The organism is Variovorax sp. 679, from assembly GCF_003952185.1.
In the GTDB taxonomy this organism is placed as follows: Bacteria; Pseudomonadota; Gammaproteobacteria; order Burkholderiales; family Burkholderiaceae_C; genus Variovorax.
Genome location: NZ_RXFS01000001.1, coordinates 469,571 through 496,206, shown reverse-complemented (window position 1 = coordinate 496,206; position 26,636 = coordinate 469,571). Strand labels below are relative to the sequence as shown.

The window sequence follows — 26,636 nt, the reverse complement described above, 5'->3', positions numbered from 1 at the left end:
TGTCTCGGTTGAGGCCTCAGCCGGCCTTGCTGCGACCGCTCTTCTTCGCGCCCTCGGCACGCGAGCTCGCAGCACTCGCCGCAGCGGCACCACCACCATTCAACTGCTCGACCCACGACAGCGCATCGACATACGCCATGAACCGGTTGAGGTACTCCGGTGACATGTCGCGCATGAGCGTGAGCGAGCGGTGCACGAGCTGGTGCGAGTTGAGCGGGCCGGCGTTCTGGGGCACCTTCGCGCGCGACTGGTTCAGCCGCCGGTCGGCGCTGAGTTTGGACCAGGTGCTCTTGAAGTAGCGGATCGACTTCAGCTCGGCGGCTGGCGCAGGCGCTGCAGCGCGAGAAGAGGGGCGGGGCACTGCCTTGCCCGTTGCCGTTGTCTTCGCTGCCGTTGTTGCGGGAACGTCGCCAGCAGCAGGCGCATGCTTCGCGATGTGCTCGATGAGTTCCGCGAATGCGTCACGCTCGGGCTCAGCCGGCGGTTCCGCACCTACCGCGGACTTCGCCTTTTCCTGATCTTCGCCATACGCCGCAAGCAGCGCGATCACCTTGTCGTCGACGATGCGCCGCACTTCGCCATCGAGCGCAGCCGCGCGCCGGGCCATCGCCTCGATGACGCGAAAGCGCACCGGGTCGAAGCGCTGGTCGCCACGCGCAAGCGCCGCGGCGACCATGGCGCCGGTGTCGCGAGTGGTGGCTTCTTCCTGCTCAGTCACGAGGCTTCGCGTTGGCGCTGGAAGAAGAAGGGCGCGGCGTGGGCGCCATTTCCACGCGACGGTTCTTGGAGCGGCCGTCCGCGTCGGCATTCGATGCCACGGGCTGCTCGGAGCCGAAGGCGGCGGCGAAGATCGTCGATGACGGCACGCCGGCTTCGATCAGCGAGCGCGTCACGGTCAGTGCGCGCTGTGCCGACAGCTCCCAGTTGTCCGCGAACTGGCGCGCGTTGTCGCGCATCTGCCGGTTGTCGGTGAAGCCGCTCACCATCAGGATCTCGTCGCGCGACTTGAGATAAGTGGTCAGCGGCGCGGCCAGGCTCTTGAGCAGCTGCTTGCCCTCGGGCTGCAGCTCCGCCGAGTTGAAGGCGAACAGCACGTTGCCGCTGATGCCGATGCGGCCGTTGGTCAGCGTCACGCGCCCGGCGGCGAGCGGCGCCGCCAGGGCCTGTTCGAGCGTCTGCAGGCGCTTGGCTTCTGCCTGCCGCTGCTTGACTTCGGTCTCCAGCTTCGAGGCCAGCTCCATCTGCATGCCGAGCGCGCACACGAGGATGAGCACGAAGGCGCCGAGCAGGCCGGCCATGAGGTCGCCGAACACGGCCCACACCGGCACGCCGGGCTCGTCGAAGCCGGCCTCGATGTCTTCGCGGGTGCCCATCATGCTTCGCTGTCCACGGGCGCCTGCAGTTGCTTCTCTTGCCTGCTGGCGATCTGCTGCATGTCTTCGACGATCTGCTTTTGCGACATGATGCTCAGGTCGATCACCTCGCGCGCCTGCGCGACGTAGTAGGCGAGCTGCTCGTCGCTGCGAGAGATCGATTTGCCCAGCGCGCCTTCGATGCGCTGCAGGTGGGCCGCGAGCTTGTCGTTCGACTGGCTGAAGAGCTGCACCGCGAGGCCGAAGGCCTCACCCAGGCTGGCCACTTCCACTGCGCTGCCGGCGATCTGCGCGGCCACGTTGCTCATCTTGTCGGACTCCGCTTCGGCCTTCTCGGTGAAGCGGCTGCCGACGCGCTCCAGCATTTCGGCCGATGCCGACACCAGCGTGTCGATGGCCGCGCGCTGTTCGGTCGAAGCGTGGTTCACCGCGTCGAGCAGGGTGGAAAGCGTTTCGAGGATGCGGCTGCGCTCCTCCAGCATGGTGTTGTCGCGCGCCATGCTGTCGGCGAGCTTCTGGCGCAGCTCGGTCACCACCTCGGCCGCGGCACGTGGTGCCTCCGAAGCGGCCTGCAGCAGCTGGGCGATTTCGGTGACGGTGCTCTTCGCGTGCGCCTCGGTCTGCGCCGACATGTCGCGCGCGGTCTGGGCCATGGTGTCGAAGAGCTGCTGCTGCTGGTTCGCGTTGTGCGAATTGGCCTGCTGCCATTCCTGCTGCAGCGAGGCGGCCATGGCGCCCAGCGATTGCGTCCATGCCGCGAGGCGCTGTTCGTCGCGCGATGCCATCTGCGACATCGCATCGGCCGCGGCCTGCGGTGCTTCGGCGGCGGCCTGCAGCAGCCGCGAGATCTCGGCGACGGTGTTCTTCGCGTGCGTCTCGGTCTGCGCCATCGTGTCGCGTGCGGTCTGCACCATCGTGTCGATGAGCTGCTGTTGCTGGCCCGCGTTGTGCGCGTTGACCTGTTGCCATTCCTGCTGCAGCGATGCGGCCATGGCGGTCAGCGATTGCGTCCAGCCTGCGAGGCGCTGTTCGTCGCGCGATGCCATCTGCGACATCGCGTCGGCAGCCGCCTGCGGTGCCTCCGATGCGACCTGCAGCAGGCGCGCGATCTCGGCGACGGTGCTCTTCGCGTGCGTCTCGGTCTGGGCCATCGTGTCGCGTGCGGTCTGCGTCATCGCGTCGATGAGCTGCTGTTGCTGGCCCGCGTGGTGTGCGTTGACCTGCTGCCATTCCTGCTGCAGCGATGCGGCCATGGTGGTCAGCGATTGCGTCCATGCCGCAAGGCGCTGCTCGTCGCGCTGCGCCATCTGCGACATCGCGTCCGACGCGGCCTGCGGTGCTTCGGCTGCTGCCTGCAGCAGTCGGGCGATTTCTGCGACGGTGCTCTTCGCATGCGTCTCGGTCTGCGCCATCGTGTCGCGCGCCGTCTGCGCCATGGTGTCGAGCAGCTGTTGCTGCTGGCTCGAGTTGTGCGTGCCGGCCTGCTGCCATTGCTGGTGGAGCGAGGCGCCCATGTCGGCCAGCGATTGCGTCCAGGCAGAGAGGCGCTGTTCGTCGCGCGCGGCCAGCTCGGTCTGCAGCTTGGCGTGCGCCTGGTCCACGGTCTGCAGCAGCGAGGCGGTGTGTTGCTCGAATGCGGCGGTGGCGGAGGTGAGGGCCTGGTGCGCATCGCCCGACAGCTTCTCGCTGACCTGCTGGTGCTGCGCGAGCGCGTCGCCCCAGGTCTTCGACACATTGCCGACGGTGCTTTCGAGTCGCGCGGAGACGCTGTCGACCAGCGCGGCGGAGCGCTGCTCGAAGGTCTGCGCGAAGTGGTCGTGCGAGCCGCGCACGTCCTTCGACAGCGCTTCGCTGGTGTGCTGATGCTCGGCGAGCGCGGTCTTCCAGGTGTCTGCCACGCGGTCGGTGGTGGCCTCGAAGCGGCCGGAGAGGCCGTCGAGCTGCTGCTGAACGGTGCTCGAGATGGTCTGGTGCAGCGCGGCCGTCTCGCGCGCGATGCCGGCCATGGTGGCTTCGACCACGGGCTGGATCGCGGCGCCGGCGACGCGCGCGCTCTCGGTCAGGCTCTGCTTGAGCGACTGGTCGACGGAAGAGGCGAGGTTGCCGTACACGGCCTCGGCCTTGCTGTGGAAGCTGTCCTGGCTGGCCGCGAGCCGGTCGCTGAGGGACTGGTTCTGCCGTTCGATGGCATGCACCATGGCCTGCAGCTGGCCGATCATCTCGGGCATCGCGTGCGCCTGCTGCTGCAGCAGCTTGAACGACTCTTCGCGCTGGTGCGTCTGCGAGAAGACGCGCAGCACGGTGGCGATCTTCGTATCGAGCACCTGCCCGGCTTGCAGGCGCTCGCGGCGGCTCAGCGCAGAGGCCAGGCCCAGCATGGCCGATGCGGCCACGCCCGCCACCGAGGTGCCGAAGGCGAGGCCGAGGCCCTTCACGGGCGCGGAGAGCGAATCGCGGATGGTCTGCAGGTCGGTCGAGCTTTCCAGCGCGAGGCCGGTGCCCCGGAGCGTGACCACCATGCCGATGAAGGTGCCCAGCATGCCCAGCAGCACCAGGAAGCCGGCGAGGTACGGTGTGAGGGCGGGGCCCGGCAGGCCCACGCGCTCGCCCTCGATGCGCAGGCGCACGGCGTTGCGCAGCGAGGGATGCAGCCGGTCGAGCCAGGTGCCCAGGCTGTCGGGCGGGGCCGAAAGGTCGGCCGTGGCCTGCGTCAGGCTGTCGGTGGCCTGCTGGAAGCGGTGCAGCTCCAGCGCGCCCATGATGTAGAACGCGCCGATGATCAGCGTGACGGCCAATGCCAGCGGGTTGGTGCCGATGTATCCGGCGCCCACCCAGCCCACGACGGCAAGGCCAGCGACAAATACGGCGTAGTGGAGGAATCGGGTCATGAGGTCCTGGTGGCCTGGGTGCGAAGGGCATCGAGCAGCCCTTCGACCGGTTGAAATCTGAAGTCCAGTTCGGCGAGCAGCACGTCCTGGGCGTCTTTGCGGAACACGTCCAGCCACTCGTCGGTGGGCTGGGCACTGTGGGGGGTGTCGTCTGTCTCGGATGCGTCGGCTTCGGCGGCCTTGCGCAGGCGTTCGAAGTGCCGCTCGAGGATGCCCGGCACGGCCGACAGCAGGCTGTATTCGCGCGCTTCGAGCACTTGCGCCATGACCACGTCCACGGAAGCGAGCCGGGCCATGGCTGGCGACTTTGCCGCCATGGCCGCGCGCAGCTTGCCGCGCAGCGTGCTCGCGCCTGCTTCCATGGCCTGTTGCCGGGCCAGGTAGCGGCGCTTGTAGGGAGTGAAGTCGGAGGCTGCGTCCTTGCCGGCGCCGAAGGTGTTGTCTTCGGCGATGGCAGTGGCCAGTGCGGTCTTGACGCGCTGGCATTCGCTTTCTTCGTTGTTGCGGGGGGCGCGGAGGCCGGATTGCGGCGTTGCCGGGGCACCGTCGAGCGCGGCGGACAGCGAAATGGCGTCGGTCCAGCCGAACCACTGGCTCAGCCGGTCGGCGGTGGGTTGCGCGGGTTCCCGGGCGTCGACGTTGGAAAGCCTTGAGAGCAAGCGAATGAGCGCCGAGCCGTTGAAACCTGTGCGCCTTGAAACTTGCTCCATGCCCCCTGAAAGCGCCCGAATGCGCGTGATCCGAAAAACCCGGCAGTCTACAACAGGGGCCTCTCTCCGAGCCCTGCCCGGAGACACCGTAAAGCCCCGGCTGTGTAACGAAATGCCAGTTTTTTCATCATGCGCGCGGTGAACGCGGCGAAGTCACGTGCTCGGGCCGCAGGCCCAGTCCCACGGCCCGCGCCGGCAGCCTGCGCAGCAGCGGCCAGCGCGCAAGCAGCCGCAGCGGCAAGGGCAGGCGCCGTGGGGCCGCCGCCGGCCTGCCGTCGAGCACGGCCATGAGCACTCGGTCCTGTATGAATCGCTGTACGGCCTGGGTGACCTGCACGGGCAGTTCCCTGCGGCGCTGCAGCTGGGGCAGCAGGGCGTCGATCTGCTTGTCGGTCGCGTCGCCGGCCAGCGCGGCGGCCAGCAGGTTGGCGGCGGCCACGGCGTCCTGCACGGCGAGGTTGATGCCGACGCCGCCCACCGGCGACATCGCATGCGCGGCGTCGCCGATGCACAGCAGGCCGCGGCACGACCATGCTTCCAGCCGGTCGACCGTCACTTCGAGCAGCTTCACCGCGTCCCAGTCGGGCAGCGCCGAAGGCAGCCGATCGGCGAGGAAGGTGGCGATGCGGCCTATTTCCTCGTGGAAGGCACCGATGCCGCGCGACCGCAGTGCTTCATGCGCGCCCTTGTGGATGACGAAGGCGCATTGCCAGTAGTCGCCGCGGTTCAGCGTCACCAGGAAGCGTCCGCCCGCAACGTGGCCCCCGGTGGACGACGGATCGCCGGGTTGGCGCGGGATGGCCATCCACAGCACGTCGATGGGCGCCCCGTAGCTGATGTGCGGCAAGGCGGCGGCGTCACGCAGCGCGGAGTGCCGCCCGTCGGCCGCCACCACCAGCGAGGCGTGCAGCTCGACGTCCTGCGGTTGGCCCGCGCGGCCGCCGCGCCGCACCTTCACGCCGTTGACCCGGCCCTTGTCCTGCAGCAGGCCGACTGCCTCGGCGTCGGTCCAGAGTTCGAAGGAGGGATAGCGCCGGGCCTCGTCGCACATGAAGTCGAGAAACTCCCATTGCGGCATCAGCACGAGGAACTTGCTGTGCGAGGGCAGGTGGGTGAAGTCGGCCACCGGGACGCTGCGGCCCTCGAAGGTGGCGCGCAGTTCGTCGATGCGGTCGTGCGGGCGCTGTAGAAAGGCTTCGAGCAGGCCCAGCTCGTGCAGCACTTCGAGCGTGGACGGGTGCACGGTGTCGCCGCGAAAGTCGCGCAGGAAGTCGAGATGCTTTTCCAGCACGACGACGGGCACGCCGGCCCGGGCCAGCAGAAGGCCCAGCACCATGCCGGCAGGACCGCCCCCTGCGATGCAGCAGCGTGGGTTTGTGTCCATGGCTTCGATCTTTTCTCTCCCTGATCCGCTTGGGTGACCGACCTCATGTTCGCGCATGGCCCGGTTCGTGCGTGTAGGTCCGCAGGCATTGCACAGCGGGCCGGCGGGCGCCGTATCCGGGTTTTCCATTACGCAAAGCCACGCGCCCACCCCGCGCGGTCCGACGGATGCGCCGGCGCCCCGGTCCGGCAAAACTCCCCGGGTTCAATACCTAGGAGACATCCGCATGCACAGCATCCGACGCCATCTGGTGTGGCTGGTCGTGGCCGTGATCGGCGCGTTCGCGCTGGGCACTGTGGCCCTGACCCGAGGCGAAAGCGTCAACGCCCTCTGGGTGGTGGCCGCCGCGATCTGCACCTACCTGATCGCCTACCGCTACTACAGCCTCTTCATCGCCGACAAGGTGCTGGGCCTGGACGGCAGCCGCAAGACGCCGGCGCACCGCCACAACGACGGCCTGGACTACGTGCCGACCGACAAGAACGTGCTGTTCGGCCACCACTTCGCGGCCATCGCGGGCGCGGGCCCTCTGGTGGGGCCGGTGCTTGCGGCGCAGATGGGCTACCTGCCCGGACTGCTGTGGATCTTGGCCGGCGTGGTGTTCGCCGGCGCGGTGCAGGACTTCATCGTGCTGTTCATCTCCACGCGGCGCGACGGCCGCTCGTTGGGCGATCTCGTCAAGCAGGAGATGGGGCCGGTGCCCGGCATGATCGCGCTGTTCGGCACCTTCATGATCATGATCATCATCCTCGCGGTGTTGGCGCTGATCGTGGTGAAGGCACTGGCCGAATCGCCGTGGGGCACCTTCACGGTGGCCGCGACGATTCCCGTGGCGCTCTTCATGGGCGTGTACCTGCGCTACATCCGCCCGGGCCGCATCGGCGAGGTGTCGCTGATCGGCTTCGTGCTGCTGATGCTCGCCATCTTCGGCGGCCAGGCCGTGAGCCAGAGCCCCGAGTGGGCGCCGCTCTTCACCTTCGACGGCAAGGCGCTCACCTGGATGCTGGTGGGCTACGGCTTCGTTGCCGCGAGCCTGCCTGTGTGGCTGCTGCTCGCGCCGCGCGACTATCTCTCGACCTTCCTGAAGATCGGCACCATCATCGCACTGGCCATCGGCATCGTGTTCGTGATGCCCACGCTGCAGATGCCGGCCATCACGCAGTTCGCGCAGGGCAACGGCCCGGTGTGGTCGGGCAGCCTGTTCCCGTTCCTGTTCATCACCATCGCCTGCGGCGCCGTCTCCGGCTTCCACGCGCTCATCTCCTCGGGCACCACGCCCAAGATGCTCGACAACGAGCGCCATGCGCGCTTCATCGGCTACGGCGGCATGCTGGCCGAGTCCTTCGTTGCGGTGATGGCGCTGGTGGCGGCCTCGTGCATCGAGCCCGGCATCTACTTCGCGATGAACAGCCCCGGTGCGCTGGTGGGCACCACCGCGCAGCAGGTGGCTGCCACGGTGTCGAGCTGGGGCTTCGTGATCACGCCCGAGATGCTTGTGCAGACCGCCAAGGACGTGGGCGAGACCACCATCCTCGGTCGCACCGGCGGCGCACCGACGCTGGCCGTGGGCATGGCCCACATCCTGCACCAGGCGATCGGCGGGCAGGCCATGATGGCCTTCTGGTACCACTTCGCGATTTTGTTCGAGGCGCTCTTCATCCTCACGGCCGTGGATGCCGGCACCCGCGCCGGCCGCTTCATGCTGCAGGACCTGCTGGGCAGCTTCGTGCCTGCGCTCAAGCGCACCGACTCGCTGCCGGCCAACCTCGTCGCCACCGCGCTGTGCGTGGCCGCCTGGGGCTACTTCCTCTACCAGGGCGTGGTCGATCCACTGGGCGGCATCAACACGCTGTGGCCGCTCTTCGGCATCTCCAACCAGATGCTGGCCGCCGTGGCGCTGATGCTGGGCGTGGTGGTGCTGTTCCGCATGAAGCGCGAGCGCTATGCGTGGGTGGCCATTGCGCCGGCCGCGTGGCTGCTGGCGTGCACGCTCACGGCGGGCTGGCAGAAGATCTTCTCGTCCGACCCGAAGATCGGCTTCCTCTCGCACGCGGCCAAGTACACCGAGGGCATCGCCAACGGCGTGCTGGTGGCGCCGGCGAAGACGCCCGAGGCCATGTCGCGCATCGTCTTCAACGACCGCCTCGACGCCGCGCTGTGCGCGCTCTTCATCTTCGTGGTGCTGAGCGTGCTGGTGTACAGCATCAAGGCCTGCATCGCGGCGCGCGCGGCCAACCGCCCGACCACGCAGGAAACCCCGTTCGAACCGATGGGCGCCGCCGCCGCGACGGCCGCCCACTGAAGCCATGGGCCTCGCATTGCCGGAAGCCGGGCGCTACTTCGCGCGCTCGCTCAAGCAGTCGCTGCGGCTCATGGTCGGGCTGCCCGACTACGACGCCTACCTGACGCACATGGCGGCCACCCACCCCGACCGGGCGCCGATGAGCTACGAGGTCTTCTTCCGCGAGCGGCTGGAGGCGCGCTACGGGGCTGGCAAGGGACGCTGCTGCTGAGTGCGGCGCGGCATTGAGTTACAGCTCTTGCCTGTCGAAGCCCCGCCACGAGGGATGGACGGGCCAGCTCCCCGGGCCTAGAGTCCCGCCCATGTCCGCAGCCTCGTGGCTGATATGGAGGGTGATATGTCCCAGGATCCCTTTGCAGAGTTCAAGAACCGGCAGCGCGAGATGTGGTCGACCTTCGCGCCGACCGCCATGTTCACGACCCCGGTGGCCGGGCAGCTCGTCAGGTTCGCGCAGATCGAGCAGGGTGAGTCGGTACTGGACGTCGGAACCGGAACCGGCGTCGTGGCCGTCACGGCGGCACGCCGTGGCGCACGCGTCACGGGGCTCGACCTGACGCCCGAGCTGATCGAGGCCGCGGGAGAGAACGCCCGCATCGCCGGGCTCGAGGACATCGTCTGGACCGAAGGCGATGCAGAGAACCTGCCGTATGCCGATGCCTCCTTCGACGTGGTGCTCAGCCAGTTCGGCCACATGTTCGCGCCGCGCCCGGAAGTGGCCATTGCCGAGATGCGCCGAGTGCTCAAGCCCGGCGGGCGCATCGCCTTCGCCACCTGGCCGCCGGAAGATTTCGTGGGGCGCATGTTCGCCTTCATCGGCCGCAACTCGCCACCTCCGCCGGCCGGTGCATCGCCGCCGCCGCAATGGGGTAACCCGGGCATCGTCGCGGAGCGCCTGGGGCCGCACTTCGAGGCGCCGTTCTTCGGGCGCGGCACCATGCAGTTTCCCGCCCTGAGCATCGAGCACTTCCGCCTGTTCCTCGAGCGCTCGGTCGGCCCGATGCGCAAGCTGGTGGAGAACCTCGCCGGCGATCCGCAGAAGCTGGCGGCGCTGCGGGCCGAGTTCGATGCGATGGCCGGGCCGTACTACGTCGACAACGTGGTGCAGCAGAACTACCTGCTGACGCGCGCACGGGCACGCTGAGCGTCGCCGCGGCGGCCCGGGAGGCGGCCGTATCTATTTATTTAGAATCCGCCGGGTCGCGCGATGCGATCCCTTCGTCCGAAACCCCGGCCACCGCGCCGGTGCGGGCCGACGAAGGCACCCAACCCAGATTTCTTCAAGGCAGGGCACACACGGTTTCTTCATCCGAGCGATGGAGGAGTCGGCGTGGCGCTTCGCGATTTCAAAAACAAATCGCCCTGAGGGAATTCCTGCCATGTCCGTCCGTTCTCGCGCGCCGCGCTTTCGCCTGCGCCATCCGTCCCTGTTCGTTGCCGCCCTGGCCGCTGCCCATTGCGCGGCCCAGGCCCAGAGTGCCGACGCCACGCTGAAGGAGGTGACCGTCACTTCCGAGCAGGACGTCGGCTACGCGCCTTCCGTCGGCAGCACCGCCACCAAGGGCAGCGCGCCGTTGCGCGACATTCCGCAGGCGGTCAACGTGCTGCCGGCGCAGCTGCTGCGCGACCAGGGCGCGACCTCGATGCAGGACGCACTGCGCAACGCGCCTGGCGTGTCGTTCAACGCGGGCGACGGCCAGCGCGACCAGGTGGTCATCCGTGGCTTCACCGCCATTGCCGACTGGTTCGTCGATGGCGTGCGCGACGACGCGCTGTATTTCCGCGACCTGTCGGACACCGAACGCATCGAGGTGCTGAAGGGCCCGGCGGCGGTGCTGTACGGCCGCGGCTCGTCGGGCGGCCTCGTCAACCGCGTGACCAAGAAACCGATCTTCGAGCGTCCCTTCGGCGAGGTGTCGCTCGGGCTGGGCACGCACGACTTCAAGCGGCTCACCGCCGACCTCAACACGCCCATCGGCGAGAACATGGCGTTCCGCCTGAACGTCGCGCGCGAGAAGTCGGGCAGCTACCGCAACCAGCAGTTCATCGACCGCTACAACATCGCGCCCTCGCTGGCCATCAAGTTCAGCCCGCAGACCGACCTGCTGCTGCAGTACACCAACGCCTACGACCAGCGGCTCACCGACTTCGGCATTCCGGCGCTCAACGGCCGCCCGGTCAACGTGCCCATCGGCACCTACTACGGCTCGGCTTTCGCAAAGCGCGACGACACCACCACGACGAAGGTGCAGTCGTTCACCGCCACGCTGAACCACCGCTTCAGCGACGCGCTGAGCCTGCGCAACACCACGCGCTACTACAGCTACAAGCTCGACCGCTTCAACACCCTGCCCAGCGGCACCACCGACCCGGTGCGCCTGACGGTGGGCCGCACGCGCGGCTTCGTCGACCGCGACGAGAGCGGCTGGTTCAACCAGACCGACCTGACGTGGCGCAACGACCTCGGCGGCTTCAAGCAGGAATGGCTGATCGGCGCCGAGTTCGGCCAGCAGGACAAGCGCCTGTACTCGGTGAGCTCGGCCACCGGCTACGAGCGCGTGAGCATCCTGAACCCGGTTGCCGTGCCTGCGCCGCTGCCGCTTTCGAGCTACACGGCCAACAGTGCGATCCCCAGCAACTCCAGGTTCAAGACCGCCGCGCTGTATGCGCAGAACCAGATCACGCTGGCGCCGCAGTGGAAGGCGCTGGTCGGTGGCCGCTACGACGTATTCGGCCAGGACACCTCTTTCGAGCGCACGCTCGCGCCGCTGTCGCGCACCGACCGCAAGTTCAGCCCGCGCGCGGGCGTGGTGTGGCAGCCGAGCGAATCGCAGTCTTACTACGTGTCGTACAGCCGCTCGTTCCAGCCTTCGGCCGAGACCTTCGCGCTGTCAGCCAACAACACGGCCAACGACCCCGAGATCACGGTGAACAAGGAGATCGGCGCCAAGCTCGACTTCCTCGACGGTGCACTCAACCTCACGGCGGCGCTGTTCAACCTGGAGCGCTCGGGCATCAAGAACACCGACCCGACCAACCCGGCGCGGCAGATCAACGTCGGCACGCAGCGCACCAACGGCATGGAGCTGGCGCTGGCCGGCAAGCTGCCGGGGCGCTGGGACGTGAGCGCGGGCTACGCGTACCTCGACGGCCGCATGGTCAAGTCGCTGGCCACGGTGAGCTCGCTGCAGCTGCCGGTGGGCGCGGCGATTCCTGTGCAGGGCAAGACCGCGCCGCTCACGCCGCGCCACTCGGCCTTCGTGTGGCTGATGAAAGACCTGGGCAACGGGCTGAGCGCGGGCGGTGGCGTCAACTACGTGGCCGCGCGCTATGCCTCGCTGAGCAACCTCGTCACGCTGCCGTCCTACGTCACGGGCGACCTGGCCGCGAGCTACAAGACCGGGCGCTACGAGATTTCGGTGAACCTGAAGAACATCACCAACCGCAAGTACTACGTGTCGGCGCACGGCAGCGTGGACAACCTGATCATGCCGGGCCCGGGGCGCGAGCTGCAGGTGGGGCTGACCGCGAAGTTCTGAAGAGGCTGGGGCTCAGGCGCCGGCTGAGGCGGCCTGCGCCAATTCCAGCTTCTTTCTTCGGCGCGTCGGCGCGACGATGTCCTCTATGTCAATCGTGGAGAACATCGATGCAATCCGAACTCAACCAGCTTGCTGGCCTGTCCTTGCGCTGGCGGGTCCTGTTCTCGGCAGTGCTGCTCCTGGCGGCCGCGCTGAGCGCGGCCCGTCCGCTGGATGCCGGCACCGAACTGCAGGCCGAGCAGCGCTTCCAGCTCGCGCTCGAGGCGCAGGCCGCGCGCGACTACCGCTCGATGCTCGAAGAGCTGCGGCAGGCCGCGAATGAAGGCCACGCCGAGGCGCAGGAAATGCTTGGCATGGTGCTGATGACCGGCCCCACGCTCTACGGCACGGCCGTGAAGGCCGACCGCTGCGAGGCGGGCACGTGGATGCGCCGCGCGGCGGCACAGGGCAGCGAGACGGCCAAGGTGCAGCTGACCTTTCTCAACAGGCTGCGCACCGCGCCCGGGGGCAAGGTCGCCTGCTGATGAGCACCGGCGGCGCCGGTCGCACAATGTGCCTGCCGTGGGTGCACCGCCGCCCTTGGCCTTCCACCAGGAGGGCATGCCATGTTCAGAGACCGTGCAGACGCCGGCCGGCAACTGGCGCCGTTGCTGGACCGATACCGCGATGCGCAGCACTACGTGGTGCTCGCGCTGCCGCGCGGCGGCGTGCCCGTGGCGGCGGAAGTGGCGCGCGCGCTGAACCTGCCGCTCGATGTGCTGGTCGTGCGCAAGCTCGGCCTGCCTGGGCATGAGGAATACGCGGCAGGCGCCATCGCGGTCGGCGGCGTCCATGTGACGGGAGAGGATGCGCCGGGCATGGCGCGTGTCCTGAAGCGGGAGCGGCGCGAACTGCAACGGCGTGAGCGTGAGTACCGCGAGCATTGCGCGCCGCTGGATCTGCACGGCATGACGGCGATCCTGATCGATGATGGACTTGCTACCGGTCTTTCGATGCGCGCGGCCGTGATCGCAGCGCGGGCGCTCGGTGCCGCATCGGTCATCGTGGCCGTGCCCGTGGGCAGCGCGACCGCTTGCCGGGCATTGGGCGGCATGGACGTTTCGAGCCCCGCCACGGCTCACGCCGACGAGGTGGTGTGCATGCAGGTGCCTGAGCCTTTCGTTGCCGTCGGTGCCTGGTACCGGTCGTTCGAAGCGCCGGGCGACGAGGAGGTGCGCCGCACGCTGGCGCAGTGGCGCTGATCCTCTCCGGTGGACTACCGCTACGAGGCGTTCAGCGCATCGAACCCGCGCGCCAAGTCAGCCGTCAGATCCGCCGGCGCCTCCAGCCCGACGTGCAGCCGCACCACCGCCCCGCGCTGGCTCCAGTCCGTAACGCTGCGCGCCGCGCGCATGTTGGTCCATGCAACGAGGCTCTCGTAGCCGCCCCATGACGAGCCGCGCCCGAAAAGGCTGAGCGCATCGACGAATCGCTCGACCGCCGCGTTTCCGATGCCCGGTTGCAGCTCGATGGAAAGCAGCCCGTTCGTTCCGCTGCAGTCGCGCTTCCAGATCTCGTGCCCCGGATGCTGCGGCAGCGCGGGGCAGAACACGGTCGCGACTTCGGGCCGCTTCTCGAGCCAGTGCGCCACCTCGAGCGCATGCCGCTCGTGCATCTGCAGCCGCGCCGACAGCGTGCGCATGCCGCGCAGCACCAGCCACGCGTCATCGGGGCTCACGGTCATGCCGAAGGCGTCGCAGCGTTCGTTGAGCGGACGCCATGCGGCTTCGGTCGTGGCGACGGTGCCCATCATCACGTCGGAGTGGCCCGAGAGGTACTTGGTGGCGGCCATCGTCGAGATGTCGGCGCCCAGCGCGAGCGGACGGTACTGGCAGCCGGAGCCCCAGGTGTTGTCGGCGGCGAGCAGCGCGCCGCGCGCGTGCGTCAGTTCCGCCAGCCTGGGCAGGTCGCACATCTCGTAGACCAGGGAGCCGGGGCACTCGGCATACACCAGCCGGGTGTTCGGCTCGAACAGCTCCTCGATGCCGCTGCCGTCCGCCGCAAAGAACGAACTGCGGATGCCGTACGGCTCCAGGAACGAATGCACGAGGTTCCGCGTGGGCTCATACACGCTGTCCGACATCAGCACGTGGTCGCCCGGCTTCAGGTACGACAGCAGCACCATGCCGATGGCCGCGAGGCCGGTGGGAAAGAGCCGCGTGCGGTAGGCGCCTTCGAGCTCGCTCACCGCGTCTTCCAGCGCGAAGGCGGTAGGCGTGCCGCGTGCCCCGTAGCTGAAGATGCGCTCCTCGTCGCGCCGGGCCCGCGCGTCGCGCATCGCGCCCACGCTGTCGAACAGCACGGTGCTGGCCCGCACGAGGGGCACGTTGACGGGCGATCCGCCGGCGTATGACGGCGTCTTGCCGGTGCGCGTGAGCCGGGTGTCGAGCCTCAGGTCGGCGGGAACGTTGTGCGAGTCGGACATGGTCAAGTGGGGGCGAAGGGAGGTCGGGCCGCTATGTTGCTTCAATCAGTCGGCGCGCGCACCGGAAAGCTTGACGATGCGAGACCAGCGCTCGATGTCCTGGCGCAGTTGCGCGGCGAAGGCCTCGGGCGTGCTGGCCACCACCTCGCTGCCGCCGTCGGTCACGAGCTTCGTCACGTCGGGCAGGTGCAGGGTGCGAACGATGGCTTCGTTCAGGAAGGCCACGCGTTCGGGCGGTGTGCCGGCGGGGGCGAAGAAGCCGTACCAGTCCTCGAAGCGCGCGCCCTTGTAGCCCAGCTCTTCCAGCGTCGGCACCTTGGCGAACACGCCGATGCGGCGCGGGCTGGTCACGGCCAGCACGCGCAGCTTGCCGTTCTGCACGAAGCCGGCCACCGATGCGGTGGAGGTGACCATCACGTCGACCTGTCCGCCGATCAGGTCGGTCAGCGCCGGGCCGGCGCCCTTGTAGGGCACGTGGGTCATTTCCACGCCGTTGTCCTTCGCGAGCACCACGCCTACGAGGTGCGACAGCGTGCCGTTGCCCGGCGTCGCGTAGGTCACCTTGCCGGGGCTCGCCTTCGCCTTGGCGGCGAGGTCGGCGAAGCTCTTGAGGGGTGAGTTCGCTTCCACCACCAGTGCGAGCGGCGCGGCGTTGATCTGCGTGATGGGAACGAAGTTCTTGATCGGGTCGAAGCCGGGTGAGGCATAGAGCGACGGGTTCACGGCCATGATCGACACCTGCGAGGTGAGCACCGTGTAGCCGTCGGGCTTGGCGTCGGCCACGGCCTTGGCGCCGATGTTGCCGCCCGCGCCGCCGCGGTTGTCGACCAGTGCGGGCTGTCCCATGATCTCCGGCAGCTTCGTGGTGACGAGGCGCGCGGTCGCGTCGTTGCCGCCGCCTGGCGGGAAGGGCGAGATGAACTTCACCGTCTGTGACGGAAAGCCATTGCGCGGCGCCATCGGATCGGCTGTGGCTGGCTGCAGGGCGAGTGCCGAGAGCCATGCGGCTGCGACGGCAAGACGGGCGATGTGCGGGATGCGGCTGGCGAACGACATGACGGAACTCCTGGAATAGGAACTGACAAGGACGAACAGAAAGCGGGGCCGATGGGCGTGGATCAGGTGTGTGATGCGGCGGTGGGCAGTCGGAAGGCGGCGCGCTCCTGCGCATCGAGCTGCGCGACCAGGCCGGTCTCCCATGCGAGGTAGCGGCGCGCTGCTTCCTTGTTGCCGTCGTGCCGGTCGTGCACGAAGAACAGGTAGTCGATGCAGTCGCTGTCGGCGGGTAGCGCGGGCGTGGCTTCGACCGGCAGATCGGCGGCGCGCCAGGCGGCCATGCCACCGGACAGCAGCAGCGGTGCGAGCGGGAGTCCTGCGAGTTCGGAAGTGGCAGTCCATGCCGCGAGCGCTGCGTCATCGGCGACCAGCACGAGCTGCCGCGTCTCGTTCTTCACGTCACCGGCGAGGCGCGGGCGTATCGACCAGCGCGCCTGCGGGATGTGACCGGCGCGAAACTGCATGCTGCCGCGCAGGTCGATCACCGCCACGTCTTCACGCTCGATGCGCGCGGCGAGCGCCTGCGCGTCGATGGTGGCCAGCGCGGGCGCGGCCGGAGCCGCAGCGGGCGAAAGCGACAGTCCGCTCGCCAGCCCGCCTTCGAGCACGCTCGCGTCATGCCCCATCTGCCGCAGCCAGCTTGCCACGGTGGGCGCGCGCACGCCGTCGTTGTCGAACAGCACGAGCCGCGCGCCGCGCACGCCGAAGTACTGGTCGCCGGCCTGCATCAGCTGGCCGCCGGGCGTGTGCTGCGCACCGGGCAGGCTGCCGGCCTTGAATTCTTCCGGCGTGCGCACGTCGCACAGGAACAGGCTGCGGCTTGTGTCCGTGGCCCATTGCTGCACGGTCTGCGCGTTCACCGACGGTACGTCGAAGCGGGCGGCCAGCGCCTTCGCGGCAGGGCGCAGGTCGGTGTTGCCGCTGTCGTCGGCATAGCGCTGCGTGCCGCCGTGCTCCAGCTTGTGGTCGTTGAGATACCAGCCCTGCGTGCCGTTCTCCAGCGCGTAGACCGGGTTGGGCAGCCCGAGGTTGATGAGCGTCTGCGCGCCGATGATGCTGCGCGTGCGGCCCGCGCAATTGATGACGATGGGCGTGGTGGTGTCGGGCACCAGCTGCCGCACGCGGTAGGCCAGCTCGCCGTTGGGGCAGCAGGTGGCGCCCGGGATGTTCATCTTGTGGAACTCGCTGACCGGGCGGCCGTCGAGCACCACCACCTTGTCCTTGCGCGCCAGCATGTCGGCCAGCTGGTCGGCGCTGACGCGGGGCGTGTGATAGACCTCCTCGGCCAGTTCGCCGAAGGTCTTCGAGGGCAGGTTCACGCCCGCGAACAGCACGTAGCCCGCCGCCTTCCACGCGCGGGCGCCGCCCTGCAGCACGTGCACGTCGGTGTAGCCCAGTGCCGCGAGCCGCGCGGTGGCGCGCTCGGCCACGTCGGCATCGCCCTCGTCGTAGACCGTCACGCGCACGCCGCGGCGCGGCACGAGGCGCGGCGCATCGATCTCCAGCCGGCTGAAGGGCAGGGGAATGCCGTAGAACAGGTGCGCCTCGCCGTACTGGCCGTGCTCGCGCACGTCGAGCAGCGCGATCTCGCCGCCGTCGTGCAGCCAGGATTTGAGGGTCTTCGGGTCGATGAAAGAGGTCATGAAGGCAAGTCGTTGGGACGAACGAGTTCCTGCGAGGCCGCGACACGGCCCGCATGAAGAAGGAAAGGCGGAAAGGGAGAGTGAGTGCCTAGCGGCGCGTCTGCACGCCGATGCCCATGGTCTGGTACGTGCCGGCTGCCAGGTCGTAGGCGGTGCGGCTGTTCAGTGTCTCGAGCGCACGGCCGTACATGTGCAGATGACGGATGACCTGCTCGCCCTGGATCTCGACCGAGTGGATGTCTTCAGGCATCAGCGCGATGCCCTTGCCCGGCGCGACGACGACCAGCTCCGTCTGCTTCAGCTTGCCCACGCCCGGCACGCTGCCGTCGTCGGTGCGCTCGTACACGCGGTTGTGCTCGGTGCCTTCCACGGCGGCGATGCAGGCCCAGGTCGTGTGGTTGTGCGGCACGATCTTCTTGCCGGGGCGCATCACGTTCAAGTAGAGCGCATAGCTCTGGTCGGGGTCTTCGGCGATCAGGTAGCGGGCCTGGTGCTCGCCGGCCTCGGGCGGCGGAAAGTCGGCGGCGCCCCAGTATTCGGTGTGCGCTGCCAGGCCTTGCAGCGAATCGAGCACCACGTCGAGTTTTTCGCGGGTGGCTTCAGCGCCGCCGATGGCTTTCTTCATGTCGGCGATGGACGCCTCGACGGCCCGGCTGCGTTGCTCGGATGGGGTGCTCATGCGGTTTCTCCAGTGGGGTTGCCTGTTTCGTGTGCATCCACTGTAGTGACGGGGGCGTGACGCAACAATCCAGCCATCGCAGTAAACACATTAATAAAATTGATGTATGCCCACGCTAGATCTTGAGCTGCTGCGCTCCTTCGCGGCCGTCGTCAGCCTCCAAAGCTTTGCGGCCGCCGCCGTGCACCTGGGCCGCACGCAGTCGGCCATCACGCAGCAGATGCAGCGGCTGGAGGAGCAGATCGGCCATCCGCTGTTCGCCAAGCAGGGCCGGCAGAAGCGGCTGACGGAGCACGGCGAGAGGCTGCTCACCTACGCGCATCACATGCTGGCGCTGAACGACGAGGCGCTGCGCAGCCTGCGGCAGGGGCAGCTCGAGGGCAACCTGCGCATCGGCGCGCCGCACGACGTGGCCGAGACCATGCTGCCGCTGCTGCTGGCCGAGGTGGCGCGCACCTCGCCGCTGCTGCAGCTCGACATCCACATCGGCCGCAGCCCCTACCTGATGACCTCGCTCAAGAGCGGCGAGGTCGACATGATCATCTCCAACCGCGCCGACGCGCAGTCGCAGTTCGAGGGCGTGGTGCTGCGCAACTCGCCCACTGTGTGGCTGTGCGCCGCGAGCTACGTGCACGACCCGACGAAGCCGGTGCCGCTCATCATGGCCGACGGCCCCAGCATCTTCCGCCGCATCGGCCACGAGGCGCTCGACACGGCGGGCGTGGCATGGACGCCGCGCTACACGTCGTCGAGCCTGATCGGCATCAAGGCCGCGCTGCGGGCGGGGCTGGGCGTGACGGCGCGCGGCGTGGAGCAGCTCGACGCGGGCCTGCGCGTGCTCGGCGCGGGCGACGGCATGCCGAGGCTGCCCGACCTTGCGTACTACCTCTACGTTCGCAGCCACGTGGTGAACCCGGTCACGCGGCAGGTGTTCGAGACGCTGAAGAAACACCTGCGGCTGCCGCGCACCGACGAATCCAGCCAAGGTTCCGTCGCGTAACCGATGTGCTTGCGTGCAACAACATCGGTCCGAGACAAGGGCAAGGGCTTCAATGAACTTCTCACTTCGCGCGTCGTCGCCTCTCCCTCGGCCTTCCCGGCCCTGGCTTCTCGGAGCCCTGTTCAGCAGTGCCGCGGCGTGCGCCCAGCAGAGCCATCTGCCGGAGATCCAGATCGCCGGTCCGCGCGATGCGGCCATCGGCACGGCCGACAGCGCAAGCGAGGGCGCGGTGGAGCGCGAGTCTTTCCAGTCGAGGCCCAAGCTGCGGCCCGGTGACATCGTCGAGGCCGTGCCGGGCGTGGTTGCCACGCAGCACTCGGGCGATGGCAAGGCCAACCAGTACTTCCTGCGCGGCTTCAACCTCGACCACGGCACCGATTTCGCGGTGACGGTCGACGGCATGCCGGTCAACATGCCCACGCACGGCCATGGCCAGGGCTATGCCGACCTGAACTTCCTGATTCCCGAACTGGTGTCGGGCGTGCGCTACCGAAAGGGCCCGTACTTTGCGCAGAGCGGCGATTTCTCGCTCGCGGGCAGCGCGTCGCTCGACTATTTCAGCGCGCTCGAGTCGCCCTTTGCCGAAGTGACCGTGGGCTCGCACGACTTTCGCCGCCTGCTGGCCGCGGGCTCGCGCACCGTGCAGGACCAGACCTGGCTCGGCGCCATCGAGCTCGAAGGCAACAACGGCCCCTGGAACGTGCCCGAGAACCTCAAGAAGGCCAACGTCGTGCTGCGCTATTCGCAGGGCTCGCAGGCGCGCGGCTTCGGCGTCACCGCCATGGCCTACAAAGCCCGCTGGACCTCGACGGACCAGGTGCCCGAACGGTTGATGGACAGCGGCGAGCTGCAGCGCTTCGGCAGCCTGAATCCGACCGACGGCGGTAAGACCCGGCGCCTGAGTCTTTCGGCCAAGTGGTTCGACAAGGGCCCGGGCGGCGACACCGAGTTCAGCGCCTACGCCATCGACTACCGCTTCGACCTGTTCTCCGACTTCACCTACTTCCTGAACAACCCGGTCAACGGTGACCAGTTCGAGCAGACCGATCGCCGCCGCATCTTCGGCGCGCAGGGCTCGCACGCGATGGCCAACAAGATCGCGGGGCTCGACGGCCTGCTGAGCTTCGGCGCGCAGTGGCGCGGCGACCGCATCGGCGAAGTCGGCCTGTACGACACCGAGGCACGCCAGCGCCTGGGCACGGTGCGCAACGACAAGGTCTCGCAGGATCTGTTCTCCGTGTACGGCCAGCAGTTGGTCAATTTCAGCGACCGGTGGCGCGGCTATGTCGGCCTGCGCGGCGACGCGCTGCGCTACAACGTGCAGGGCCGCGAGCCCGTGCATGGCCCGCTCAACAGCGGCAAGGGCCGCGACTCGCAGCTGAGCCCCAAGTTCGGCCTGGCCTTCTCGCTCACGCCGGCGCACGAGTTCTACCTGAATGCGGGCGTGGGCTTTCACAGCAACGACGTGCGCGGTGCCGTCATCACCACCGACCCGCGCAGCGGCCTGCCGGCCGACCGCGTGCCCGCGCTGGTGAAAGGGCGCGGCGCGGAGATCGGCTGGCGCTTCCAGCCCGACGAAAACCTCACCGCCACGGTGGCGCTGTGGAAGCTGAATCTTGCTTCCGAACTGGTCTATGTAGGCGATGCGGGCACCACCGAACCGGGCCGCGCGAGCACACGGCGCGGGCTCGAGGCCACGCTGCGCTGGAAGTTCGACCGCGCCTGGCGCCTCGAGGTGGACGCCGCCGTGTCGCGCGCGCGCTTCAAGGGCGCGGCGCCCGAAGGCGAGGGCAACTACATCGACAACGCCGTCGAGCGCGTGCTGGCGGCGGGCGTCACCTACGTCGAAGGTCCGTGGACCGCATCGCTGCGGCTGCGCTACATGGGCCCGCGCGCGCTCGACACGCTGAACAGCGTGCGCTCGCGTGCCACCACGCTGCTGAATTTCGGAGCCCGCTACGCGGTGGACAAGCACCTGACACTGGGGCTCGACGTGTTCAACCTGGCGGGCCGCAAGGGCAACGACATCGAGTACTTCTATGCCTCGTGCACCGCGGGCGAGGTGGCGGGCGGCGCCTGCAACGGCGGCGTGAACGACCGCCACATCCACCCGATGGAGCCGCGCAGCGTGCGGGTCAGCGCACGCTACACGTTCTGAGCGGCCACGACATAGCTGCCGCGCCCGTTCTGCTTGGCCCGGTACATCGCCTTGTCGGCCGTGGCAAGCAGGTCTTGCGGCGTTTCGCCGCCGCCGCTGCCGATGGCGATGCCGATCGACACGCCTATGACCGTATCGGATTGCACCAGCTGCAGCGGCTGGGCAATAGCGTCGACGCACCGCCGTGCCAATGCCAGTGCGCCCAGTTCCGCAGATTCCTCGAGGCCGGTGGCCAGCAGCACGAATTCGTCGCCGCCGATGCGCGCCACCGTGTCCGTCTGCCGCACAAGCCCTTGCAGCCTGCGCGCGATTTCCCCGAGCGCCCTGTCGCCCGCCTCGTGGCCGAAGGTGTCGTTGAGGCTCTTGAATCCGTCGAGGTCCATGTAGAGCAGGGCCACCTGGTGCCCGTGCCGTCCGGCATGGGCCAGTGCCTGCTGCAGCCTGTCGTGCAGCAGCTTGCGGTTGGGCAGGCCGGTCAGCGCGTCGTGGTGGGCGAAGTGCGCCAGCGCCTCCTGGTTGTCCAGCAGCTTGGCCAGCAGGCGGTTGAAAGCCTGCGTGAGGTGCCCGATCTCGTCGTCGCGCACCACCCGCAGCGGCGCCAGCGCGAGTTCGCCCCGGGTCATGCGGTCAGCCTGGTCGGCGGCGCGAAAGAGCGGCCGCAGCAGCCAGGCCATGATCAGGCCGAGCACGACCAGCACGGCAGTCACGGCGGGCGCGCGCTGCTGCAGGATGAAGGTCTGCATGCGCGCCACCGGGGCCAGCGCCTCGGAGACCGGCAGCCGCGCCACCACGAACCAGCCGGCGCTCGGCACCGATGCGATGGCGGATATCTCGTCGATGCCCCTGGCGTTGCGCGTCGTCCCGCTGCCGCGAAAGCCCGCCATGGCGCGGTCGTGCAGCGGGTTGATGCCGTCGGCCGGCGTCGGCGTGAGGGACATCGACACATCCGTCGAGGCGACGAAGAGACGGTCGCGCGGCGAGATCACCAGGATGCCGCCGTTCTGGCCCACGCGCCCCTCCTGCAGATGGTCGAGCAGGCCGTCCGCCGTGAGGTCGGCCATGCCGAGCAGAACGGCCGTGACCTGGCCGGCGCTGTTGCGCATGGGCACGGCCATGGGCAGGGCCGAATGCTGCGAGGTAGTTGCCCGGGGCCGGCCCACGGCGCGCTGCCCGGCGGATGCGGCGGCGAATTCCGGACTGTCCGTTTCGAATTGCCCGGTTTCGTCGAGCCGATTGCCGCTGGCGTCGGCGATCGCCAGGCCCAGCGGGAAGAGGTCGCTCAGCGCGCCGCGCTCCGCCAGCCACGCATGCAGCTGGCGGGGCTGCGACAGGAGCTCCGGCGGCAGGGCGAGCGCCAGGCGCTCCAGGAAGGACAGCCGCTCGACGATGTAGTTGTCCACGTCACGGGCCACGTAGGCGGCCAGCGCCGTCTGCTGCGTCGCCACCGACTTCGTCAGGTCTTCCCGCAGGAAGCGGGTGAGCTGGATGTAGCTGGCCGCGGTGCCGACCAGCGCCATCGCCAGACCCATGACGAGGAAGCGGAAGACCAGGCTGTTGGCGGTTTTTCGGAGGTTCACGCGGCGGCAGGTCTTGAGGCGGGCTGGTGCGGGACTGTATCCGAAGCGCTCCAGCTGCCTCTTTACCGCCGTTCCGGCGGCGCCGCTCAGGTCGCCATGCTCAGGCCGCCATGCCGAAGAAATGCTGGCGGTAGCGCGGCGAAACCTCGTCCACGCGCAGCATCAGCGGCAGGTCGGCGGTGTTGAACGCCGCGTCGAGCGCGGGCGGCCCGAGAAGGCGCGCGCCGCAGCGCAGGTAGCCCTTGATGAGCGGCGGCGTGGCGGGAGGCGCTGCGTCGCTGTCGGCATCGGTGTCGGGCTCCGCGTCCAGCGGCAGCGCGATGCGCGGCTCCACGCGCCAGCGCTCCTCCACCAGGTGGGTGCGGCACAGCCGGTGCCACAGCCGCGCGGCGGCCGTGCCCTGGTCGTCGAGGCCGATGCTGGCGCAGCCGATCATGGTGTCGAGCGAGTGTTCGACCATGTACTGGCCCAGGGCGGCCCACAGCGCCATGATCACGCCGCCCGAGCGCCAGTCGGCGTCCACGCACGAGCGGCCCAGTTCCAGCGCGCTGGCGCGCAGCGGGGCGAGCGGGGCCAGGTCGAACTCGGTGTCGGTGTAGAAACCGCCCGCGTGGCGTGCCGCCTCGGGCGTGAGCACGCGATAGGTACCGATGAGCGGGCCGGGGCCGTGCACGGGGTCGACGGCGCGCACCAGCAGGTGGTCGCAGAAGGCGTCGAAGCGGTCGACGTCGAGTCCGGGCGGCGTGCCCTCGGGCGGCGCCAGGTGGGCGCCCATTTCCTGGGCGAACACGCGAAAGCGCAGGCGCTGGGCGTCTCGCACGTCTTCCTCGCAATCGGCCCAGCGGGTTTCCAGCATCGGCATGGCCGAGGCTGGCGTGACCGAACGGCCAGGCGGGGCGTGCGAGGCGTTGATGTCCATGCGCGTGCAACGGCTCAGTTGGAGGGTGGATAGCGCTCGACCAGCCGGTTCTGCCGCCGGTTGAGCCGCGCGAGCGCGAGCAGGCCGATGGGCTTCACGCCGGCCTTGCGCTGTGCCGAGCCGATGGCGAACAGCAGCCGCTGCTTGGCGAAGACCATGCGAAAGCCCTGCACCACGCCGATGTCGGGGTCCCAGGCTTCGATGGCTTCGGAGCCCGCACCGTTGATTTCCATGATCGTGAAGCCGCGCCCGGCGCCGAGTTCGCGCAGGCTCTCGTAGCGCACGTCGAAGCGTCCGAAGCGGAAGTCGGGCATGTCGCGCGCAACGGCGTCGATCGCCTGCACCAGCTCCGGCGTGATGAGCGCCGCGCCGTCGCGGTACAGGCCGCCCACGCGGGTCGAGCCGATGGTGGCCAGCCGCACCTGCTGGCCGGCCGCCGGCACGCTGTCGGGCGGCACGCTGCATTGGTGGCGCGGCGAGCGCGCGGTGCGGCGGGCGCGCACATCGACCGCCACGAGCTGGGCCACGGTGCTGCGGCCGTCGCCCGTCACGCGCGGGAAGTAGCGCAGTGCCAGCCCGATGATGCGGCCTTCGCCGCTGACGGGATCGCGTGCGTAGAAGATGCCGGCCTCGCCTTCCTGCGGCAGGTAGCGCTGCAGCACCACCGTTTCGCCGGAAGGAAAGACAGCCAGGTAGGCCAGCAGCGCCGCCATGTCGGGCACGAGGCGCACGCCGTAGCCGCACAGGCCGAGGTCGGGCTTGGCGACCACGGGGAACGCGAGGCCGCTGCCGGCCATGGCCTGCCGCAGCGAGTCTCCGGTCGCGGTGCCGTCGTTGAACACCGCGCAGTAGTCGGCCGTGAGCGAGCGCGCCAGCGGCCCCATGCCGCGGAAGTATTCGAGCTTGCCTTCGCCCACCAGCCCGCCCGAGGTGAGGTGCGGATTGGCCGCCGAGGGCACGGTCGGGCCCCCGTAGCGCAGCGAGAGCCACAGCCACTGCACCACCAGCGGTACGCAGATGAGCCACTTGGGCATGCGCTCCAGCACGCTGCATTCGCGCACCACGGCGAGCCGGGCGGTGTCGATGCCGAAGTCGAGCCCGGCGGCCATCACGCGCTCTCCTTCGTGCGCGTGGCGACGAGGCCGACGGCGGCGATGCGGTCGATGTGCGCATACACCGGACGCTCCAGCTCTTCGCCGAACACGTCGGGGTCGATCTCCGAGTAAGACCATGTATGGCCCGATGCCGCGAGCAGCGGCTGCATCTCCGCCAGGAACGGGTCTTCGCCATCGACCATGGCCACGCCGGTGTAGAGCAGCAGTTGTCCGCCCGGCGCGAGCCGCTTCAGCGACTCGGCCGCGATGCGCACGCTGAGCGCCCGCCCGAGCCGCGTGCCGCCATGCCGGTAGGCACGCTGCGCGGCATCGTCGAGGTAAGGCGGGTTCGACACGATGAGATCGAACTCGCCATCGACCGCCGACAGCGCATCGCCTTGAGCGAGCGTGACGGCGACGCCGGCCACTTCCGCATTGACGGCCGTGTACTGCAGCGCGAGCGGGTTGATGTCGTTCATCACGACCGTTGCCGGTGTGCCCGCGGCCGCCAGCGCGCGCGCCACCGCGATGCCGCCTGCGCCGCTGCCGCAGCCCACGTCCAGTACGCGCACCCCCGGCTGTTTCTGGCGCGGGGCCAGCGCATGGCGGATGAAGCGCGCGAAGCGGCTGGTGTCGGGGCCGAAGAACACGGCGTTCTCCTCGACCGTCGGATAGGCCGAGTGGAAGAACAGGTCGTCGCCCAGGCTCGCGATGCGCACGGTGCTGCGCAGCAGTGCTCCGTTGCGCCGCACGATGCCGGCGCGCTCCATGTCGGCCAGCAGCTCCGGCGGTACCGCGCCTGCCTCGAACGAAAGGTTCCAGCCGAAGATGTCGCGCAGTGTCGAGCCCGGCTCGCGCCCGCGCCGCGCGAGCACGCGCTGGTGCGTGAGCGGCGTGACCGTGGTGAAGCGGTAGCCCGTGGCGGCCACCTGGCGCAGCACGCCGGCTGCGTTCAGCATGCGGCAGTCTCCTCGACCCGCTGCAGCTCGGCGCTGTAGCGCGCGAAGCAGCGTTCGCCGCAGGTGAGCCGCATCAGCGCGCCTTCGGCGATGAACTGCCCGCAGGCCGGATCGGCCTCGACCAGCGGCCGGATCACCTCGCGTATCCATGCGCGCGAGTGCGACACATCGAGCGCCGCGTGCAGGTCGAAGTAGGCGCGCGCGCGGCCGCCCAGGCCCAGGCGGCGCATGCCGGCGGCCACCTGCTTCACGCGGCCGGGAGCAGTGAGTTCGATGACGCCGAGCGCGCCGATGGCGTGCCAGGCATAGCGCCGCGTGGTGGCCAGCGCGACCATGGTGTTGGCCAGCGCCAGCGACTCCCACACCGTGGTGTCGATGGCCGGATGCAGGTCGAGCTCGCGCACCATCTGCTCCAGCATCTGGCCGTGCATGGCGCTCTGCTTGCCGTGACCCATCTCGTCCCAGAAGTTGCGTGCGCATTCCAGCTTGGGCTGCGGCGGCAGCTTGACCTGGGTGCAGGCCAGCAGGTCCTCGAAGCCGGCTTCGCCCGCGGCCTCCTGCGTGAGGAACCAGCGCATCTGCGGCAGGGTGGCCTCCAGCGCCAGCCAGTCGAAGAGCGCGTGATGCTGGCCGGGGCCGGTGCGCTCCAGCGATTCGAACCAGCCGGTGAAGTGGTCCGCATTGCCGGCCGACGCCGAGGCCGCTGCCTGCACCTGGCTGCGCAGGGCTTCGAGAAAGTCGCCTTCGAGCAGCCGGTGTTCGTGCTCGCACGCGAGGTCTTCGCGCCACTGCGGGCGCGGGCTTCCCGGCTTCAGTCGCACGGCGTTGAACCGGGCCAGGCGCCGGTGCAGCTGTCGTTGCGGGTCCGGGTCCGTGATGTCGTCTGCGGACATG

At 69.0% G+C, this 26,636-nt stretch carries 22 protein-coding genes; 8 read left to right on the top strand and 14 right to left on the bottom strand.

Translation table 11 applies throughout. The annotated features are described in order from the left end of the window. Nucleotides 1–16 precede the first annotated feature (16 nt). The 5 genes from EJO71_RS02265 to EJO71_RS02245 all read right to left on the bottom strand — a co-directional run bounded on the left by EJO71_RS02265 (nt 17) and on the right by EJO71_RS02245 (nt 6,355). Nucleotides 17–718, bottom strand: a complete 702-nt coding sequence (locus EJO71_RS02265) for a DUF2894 domain-containing protein (RefSeq protein ID WP_240651246.1) — start codon at nt 716–718, stop codon at nt 17–19. Continuing rightward, nucleotides 711–1,376, bottom strand: coding sequence for an OmpA family protein (locus EJO71_RS02260; RefSeq protein ID WP_125946999.1), 666 nt, complete (start codon nt 1,374–1,376; stop codon nt 711–713). Before EJO71_RS02260 ends, EJO71_RS02265 begins: the two co-directional genes overlap by 8 nt. Further along, on the bottom strand, nt 1,373–4,261 hold the full coding sequence (locus tag EJO71_RS02255) for a DUF802 domain-containing protein (RefSeq protein ID WP_125947000.1): 2,889 nt from the start codon (nt 4,259–4,261) through the stop codon (nt 1,373–1,375). The genes EJO71_RS02260 and EJO71_RS02255 overlap by 4 nt, the downstream gene beginning before the upstream one ends. Beyond that, nucleotides 4,258–4,971 (bottom strand): DUF3348 domain-containing protein, encoded by a 714-nt coding sequence (locus tag EJO71_RS02250; RefSeq protein WP_125947001.1) that lies wholly within the window; start codon nt 4,969–4,971, stop codon nt 4,258–4,260. The genes EJO71_RS02255 and EJO71_RS02250 overlap by 4 nt, the downstream gene beginning before the upstream one ends. Nucleotides 4,972–5,098: 127 nt before the next feature. Further along, nucleotides 5,099–6,355 carry an FAD-dependent oxidoreductase gene (locus EJO71_RS02245; protein ID WP_125947002.1) on the bottom strand — a complete coding sequence of 419 codons (1,257 nt, stop codon included), beginning with the start codon at nt 6,353–6,355 and terminating at the stop codon, nt 5,099–5,101. 226 nt (nt 6,356–6,581) lie between these two features. On the opposite strand from EJO71_RS02245, the gene EJO71_RS02240 reads away from it, so the two are divergent. The 6 genes from EJO71_RS02240 to EJO71_RS02215 all read left to right on the top strand — a co-directional run bounded on the left by EJO71_RS02240 (nt 6,582) and on the right by EJO71_RS02215 (nt 13,434). Beyond that, the gene (locus EJO71_RS02240; protein ID WP_125947003.1) at nt 6,582–8,657 is read left to right on the top strand and encodes a carbon starvation CstA family protein; all 2,076 of its coding nucleotides are present in this window, start codon (nt 6,582–6,584) and stop codon (nt 8,655–8,657) included. A 4-nt stretch (nt 8,658–8,661) separates the two neighbouring features. Next, a complete protein-coding gene (locus EJO71_RS02235; RefSeq protein WP_125947004.1) occupies nt 8,662–8,868 on the top strand; it encodes a YbdD/YjiX family protein in 207 nt (68 codons plus the stop codon). 126 nt (nt 8,869–8,994) lie between these two features. Continuing rightward, nucleotides 8,995–9,798 (top strand): class I SAM-dependent methyltransferase, encoded by an 804-nt coding sequence (locus EJO71_RS02230; RefSeq protein WP_125947005.1) that lies wholly within the window; start codon nt 8,995–8,997, stop codon nt 9,796–9,798. Between the two features lie 235 nt (nt 9,799–10,033). Then, nucleotides 10,034–12,193 carry a TonB-dependent siderophore receptor gene (locus EJO71_RS02225; protein WP_125947006.1) on the top strand — a complete coding sequence of 720 codons (2,160 nt, stop codon included), beginning with the start codon at nt 10,034–10,036 and terminating at the stop codon, nt 12,191–12,193. Nucleotides 12,194–12,300: 107 nt separating this feature from the next. After that, complete coding sequence (locus EJO71_RS02220) at nt 12,301–12,717, top strand: sel1 repeat family protein (protein ID WP_125947007.1); 417 nt, start codon at nt 12,301–12,303, stop codon at nt 12,715–12,717. A gap of 81 nt (nt 12,718–12,798) precedes the next feature. Further along, nucleotides 12,799–13,434 (top strand): phosphoribosyltransferase family protein, encoded by a 636-nt coding sequence (locus tag EJO71_RS02215; RefSeq protein WP_125947008.1) that lies wholly within the window; start codon nt 12,799–12,801, stop codon nt 13,432–13,434. Between the two features lie 20 nt (nt 13,435–13,454). Here the strand turns inward: EJO71_RS02215 and metC are convergent, their stop codons facing one another. The 4 genes from metC to EJO71_RS02195 all read right to left on the bottom strand — a co-directional run bounded on the left by metC (nt 13,455) and on the right by EJO71_RS02195 (nt 18,035). Beyond that, complete coding sequence (gene metC / locus EJO71_RS02210; RefSeq protein WP_125947009.1) at nt 13,455–14,657, bottom strand: cystathionine beta-lyase; 1,203 nt, start codon at nt 14,655–14,657, stop codon at nt 13,455–13,457. 45 nt (nt 14,658–14,702) lie between these two features. Beyond that, entirely contained in the window at nt 14,703–15,713 is a 1,011-nt protein-coding gene (locus EJO71_RS02205) for a tripartite tricarboxylate transporter substrate binding protein (RefSeq protein WP_125947010.1), read from the bottom strand. A 62-nt stretch (nt 15,714–15,775) separates the two neighbouring features. Next, the gene (locus tag EJO71_RS02200; RefSeq protein WP_125947011.1) at nt 15,776–17,356 is read right to left on the bottom strand and encodes a rhodanese-like domain-containing protein; all 1,581 of its coding nucleotides are present in this window, start codon (nt 17,354–17,356) and stop codon (nt 15,776–15,778) included. Between the two features lie 88 nt (nt 17,357–17,444). Beyond that, the gene (locus tag EJO71_RS02195) at nt 17,445–18,035 is read right to left on the bottom strand and encodes a cysteine dioxygenase family protein (protein WP_125947012.1); all 591 of its coding nucleotides are present in this window, start codon (nt 18,033–18,035) and stop codon (nt 17,445–17,447) included. A gap of 106 nt (nt 18,036–18,141) precedes the next feature. On the opposite strand from EJO71_RS02195, the gene EJO71_RS02190 reads away from it, so the two are divergent. Both EJO71_RS02190 and EJO71_RS02185 read left to right on the top strand, forming a co-directional pair. Further along, the gene (locus EJO71_RS02190) at nt 18,142–19,035 is read left to right on the top strand and encodes a LysR substrate-binding domain-containing protein (RefSeq protein ID WP_125947013.1); all 894 of its coding nucleotides are present in this window, start codon (nt 18,142–18,144) and stop codon (nt 19,033–19,035) included. Nucleotides 19,036–19,087: 52 nt separating this feature from the next. Next, nucleotides 19,088–21,193 carry a TonB-dependent receptor gene (locus EJO71_RS02185; protein WP_125947014.1) on the top strand — a complete coding sequence of 702 codons (2,106 nt, stop codon included), beginning with the start codon at nt 19,088–19,090 and terminating at the stop codon, nt 21,191–21,193. Here EJO71_RS02185 and EJO71_RS02180 read toward each other — a convergent pair. From EJO71_RS02180 to EJO71_RS02160, 5 genes are all read right to left on the bottom strand, one after another. Further along, nucleotides 21,181–22,770 carry a GGDEF domain-containing protein gene (locus tag EJO71_RS02180; protein ID WP_276311641.1) on the bottom strand — a complete coding sequence of 530 codons (1,590 nt, stop codon included), beginning with the start codon at nt 22,768–22,770 and terminating at the stop codon, nt 21,181–21,183. The two genes, EJO71_RS02185 and EJO71_RS02180, sit on opposite strands and share 13 nt — an antisense overlap. Before the next feature lie 100 nt (nt 22,771–22,870). Continuing rightward, nucleotides 22,871–23,689: a GNAT family N-acyltransferase gene (locus EJO71_RS02175; protein ID WP_125947015.1), complete on the bottom strand. Its 819-nt coding sequence runs from the start codon at nt 23,687–23,689 to the stop codon at nt 22,871–22,873. 14 nt (nt 23,690–23,703) lie between these two features. Further along, complete coding sequence (locus EJO71_RS02170; RefSeq protein ID WP_125947016.1) at nt 23,704–24,798, bottom strand: hypothetical protein; 1,095 nt, start codon at nt 24,796–24,798, stop codon at nt 23,704–23,706. Continuing rightward, on the bottom strand, nt 24,798–25,742 hold the full coding sequence (locus tag EJO71_RS02165; protein WP_125947017.1) for a class I SAM-dependent methyltransferase: 945 nt from the start codon (nt 25,740–25,742) through the stop codon (nt 24,798–24,800). The genes EJO71_RS02170 and EJO71_RS02165 overlap by 1 nt, the downstream gene beginning before the upstream one ends. Beyond that, nucleotides 25,736–26,635, bottom strand: a complete 900-nt coding sequence (locus EJO71_RS02160) for an iron-containing redox enzyme family protein (RefSeq protein WP_125947018.1) — start codon at nt 26,633–26,635, stop codon at nt 25,736–25,738. Before EJO71_RS02160 ends, EJO71_RS02165 begins: the two co-directional genes overlap by 7 nt. Nucleotide 26,636: the final 1 nt, after the last annotated feature.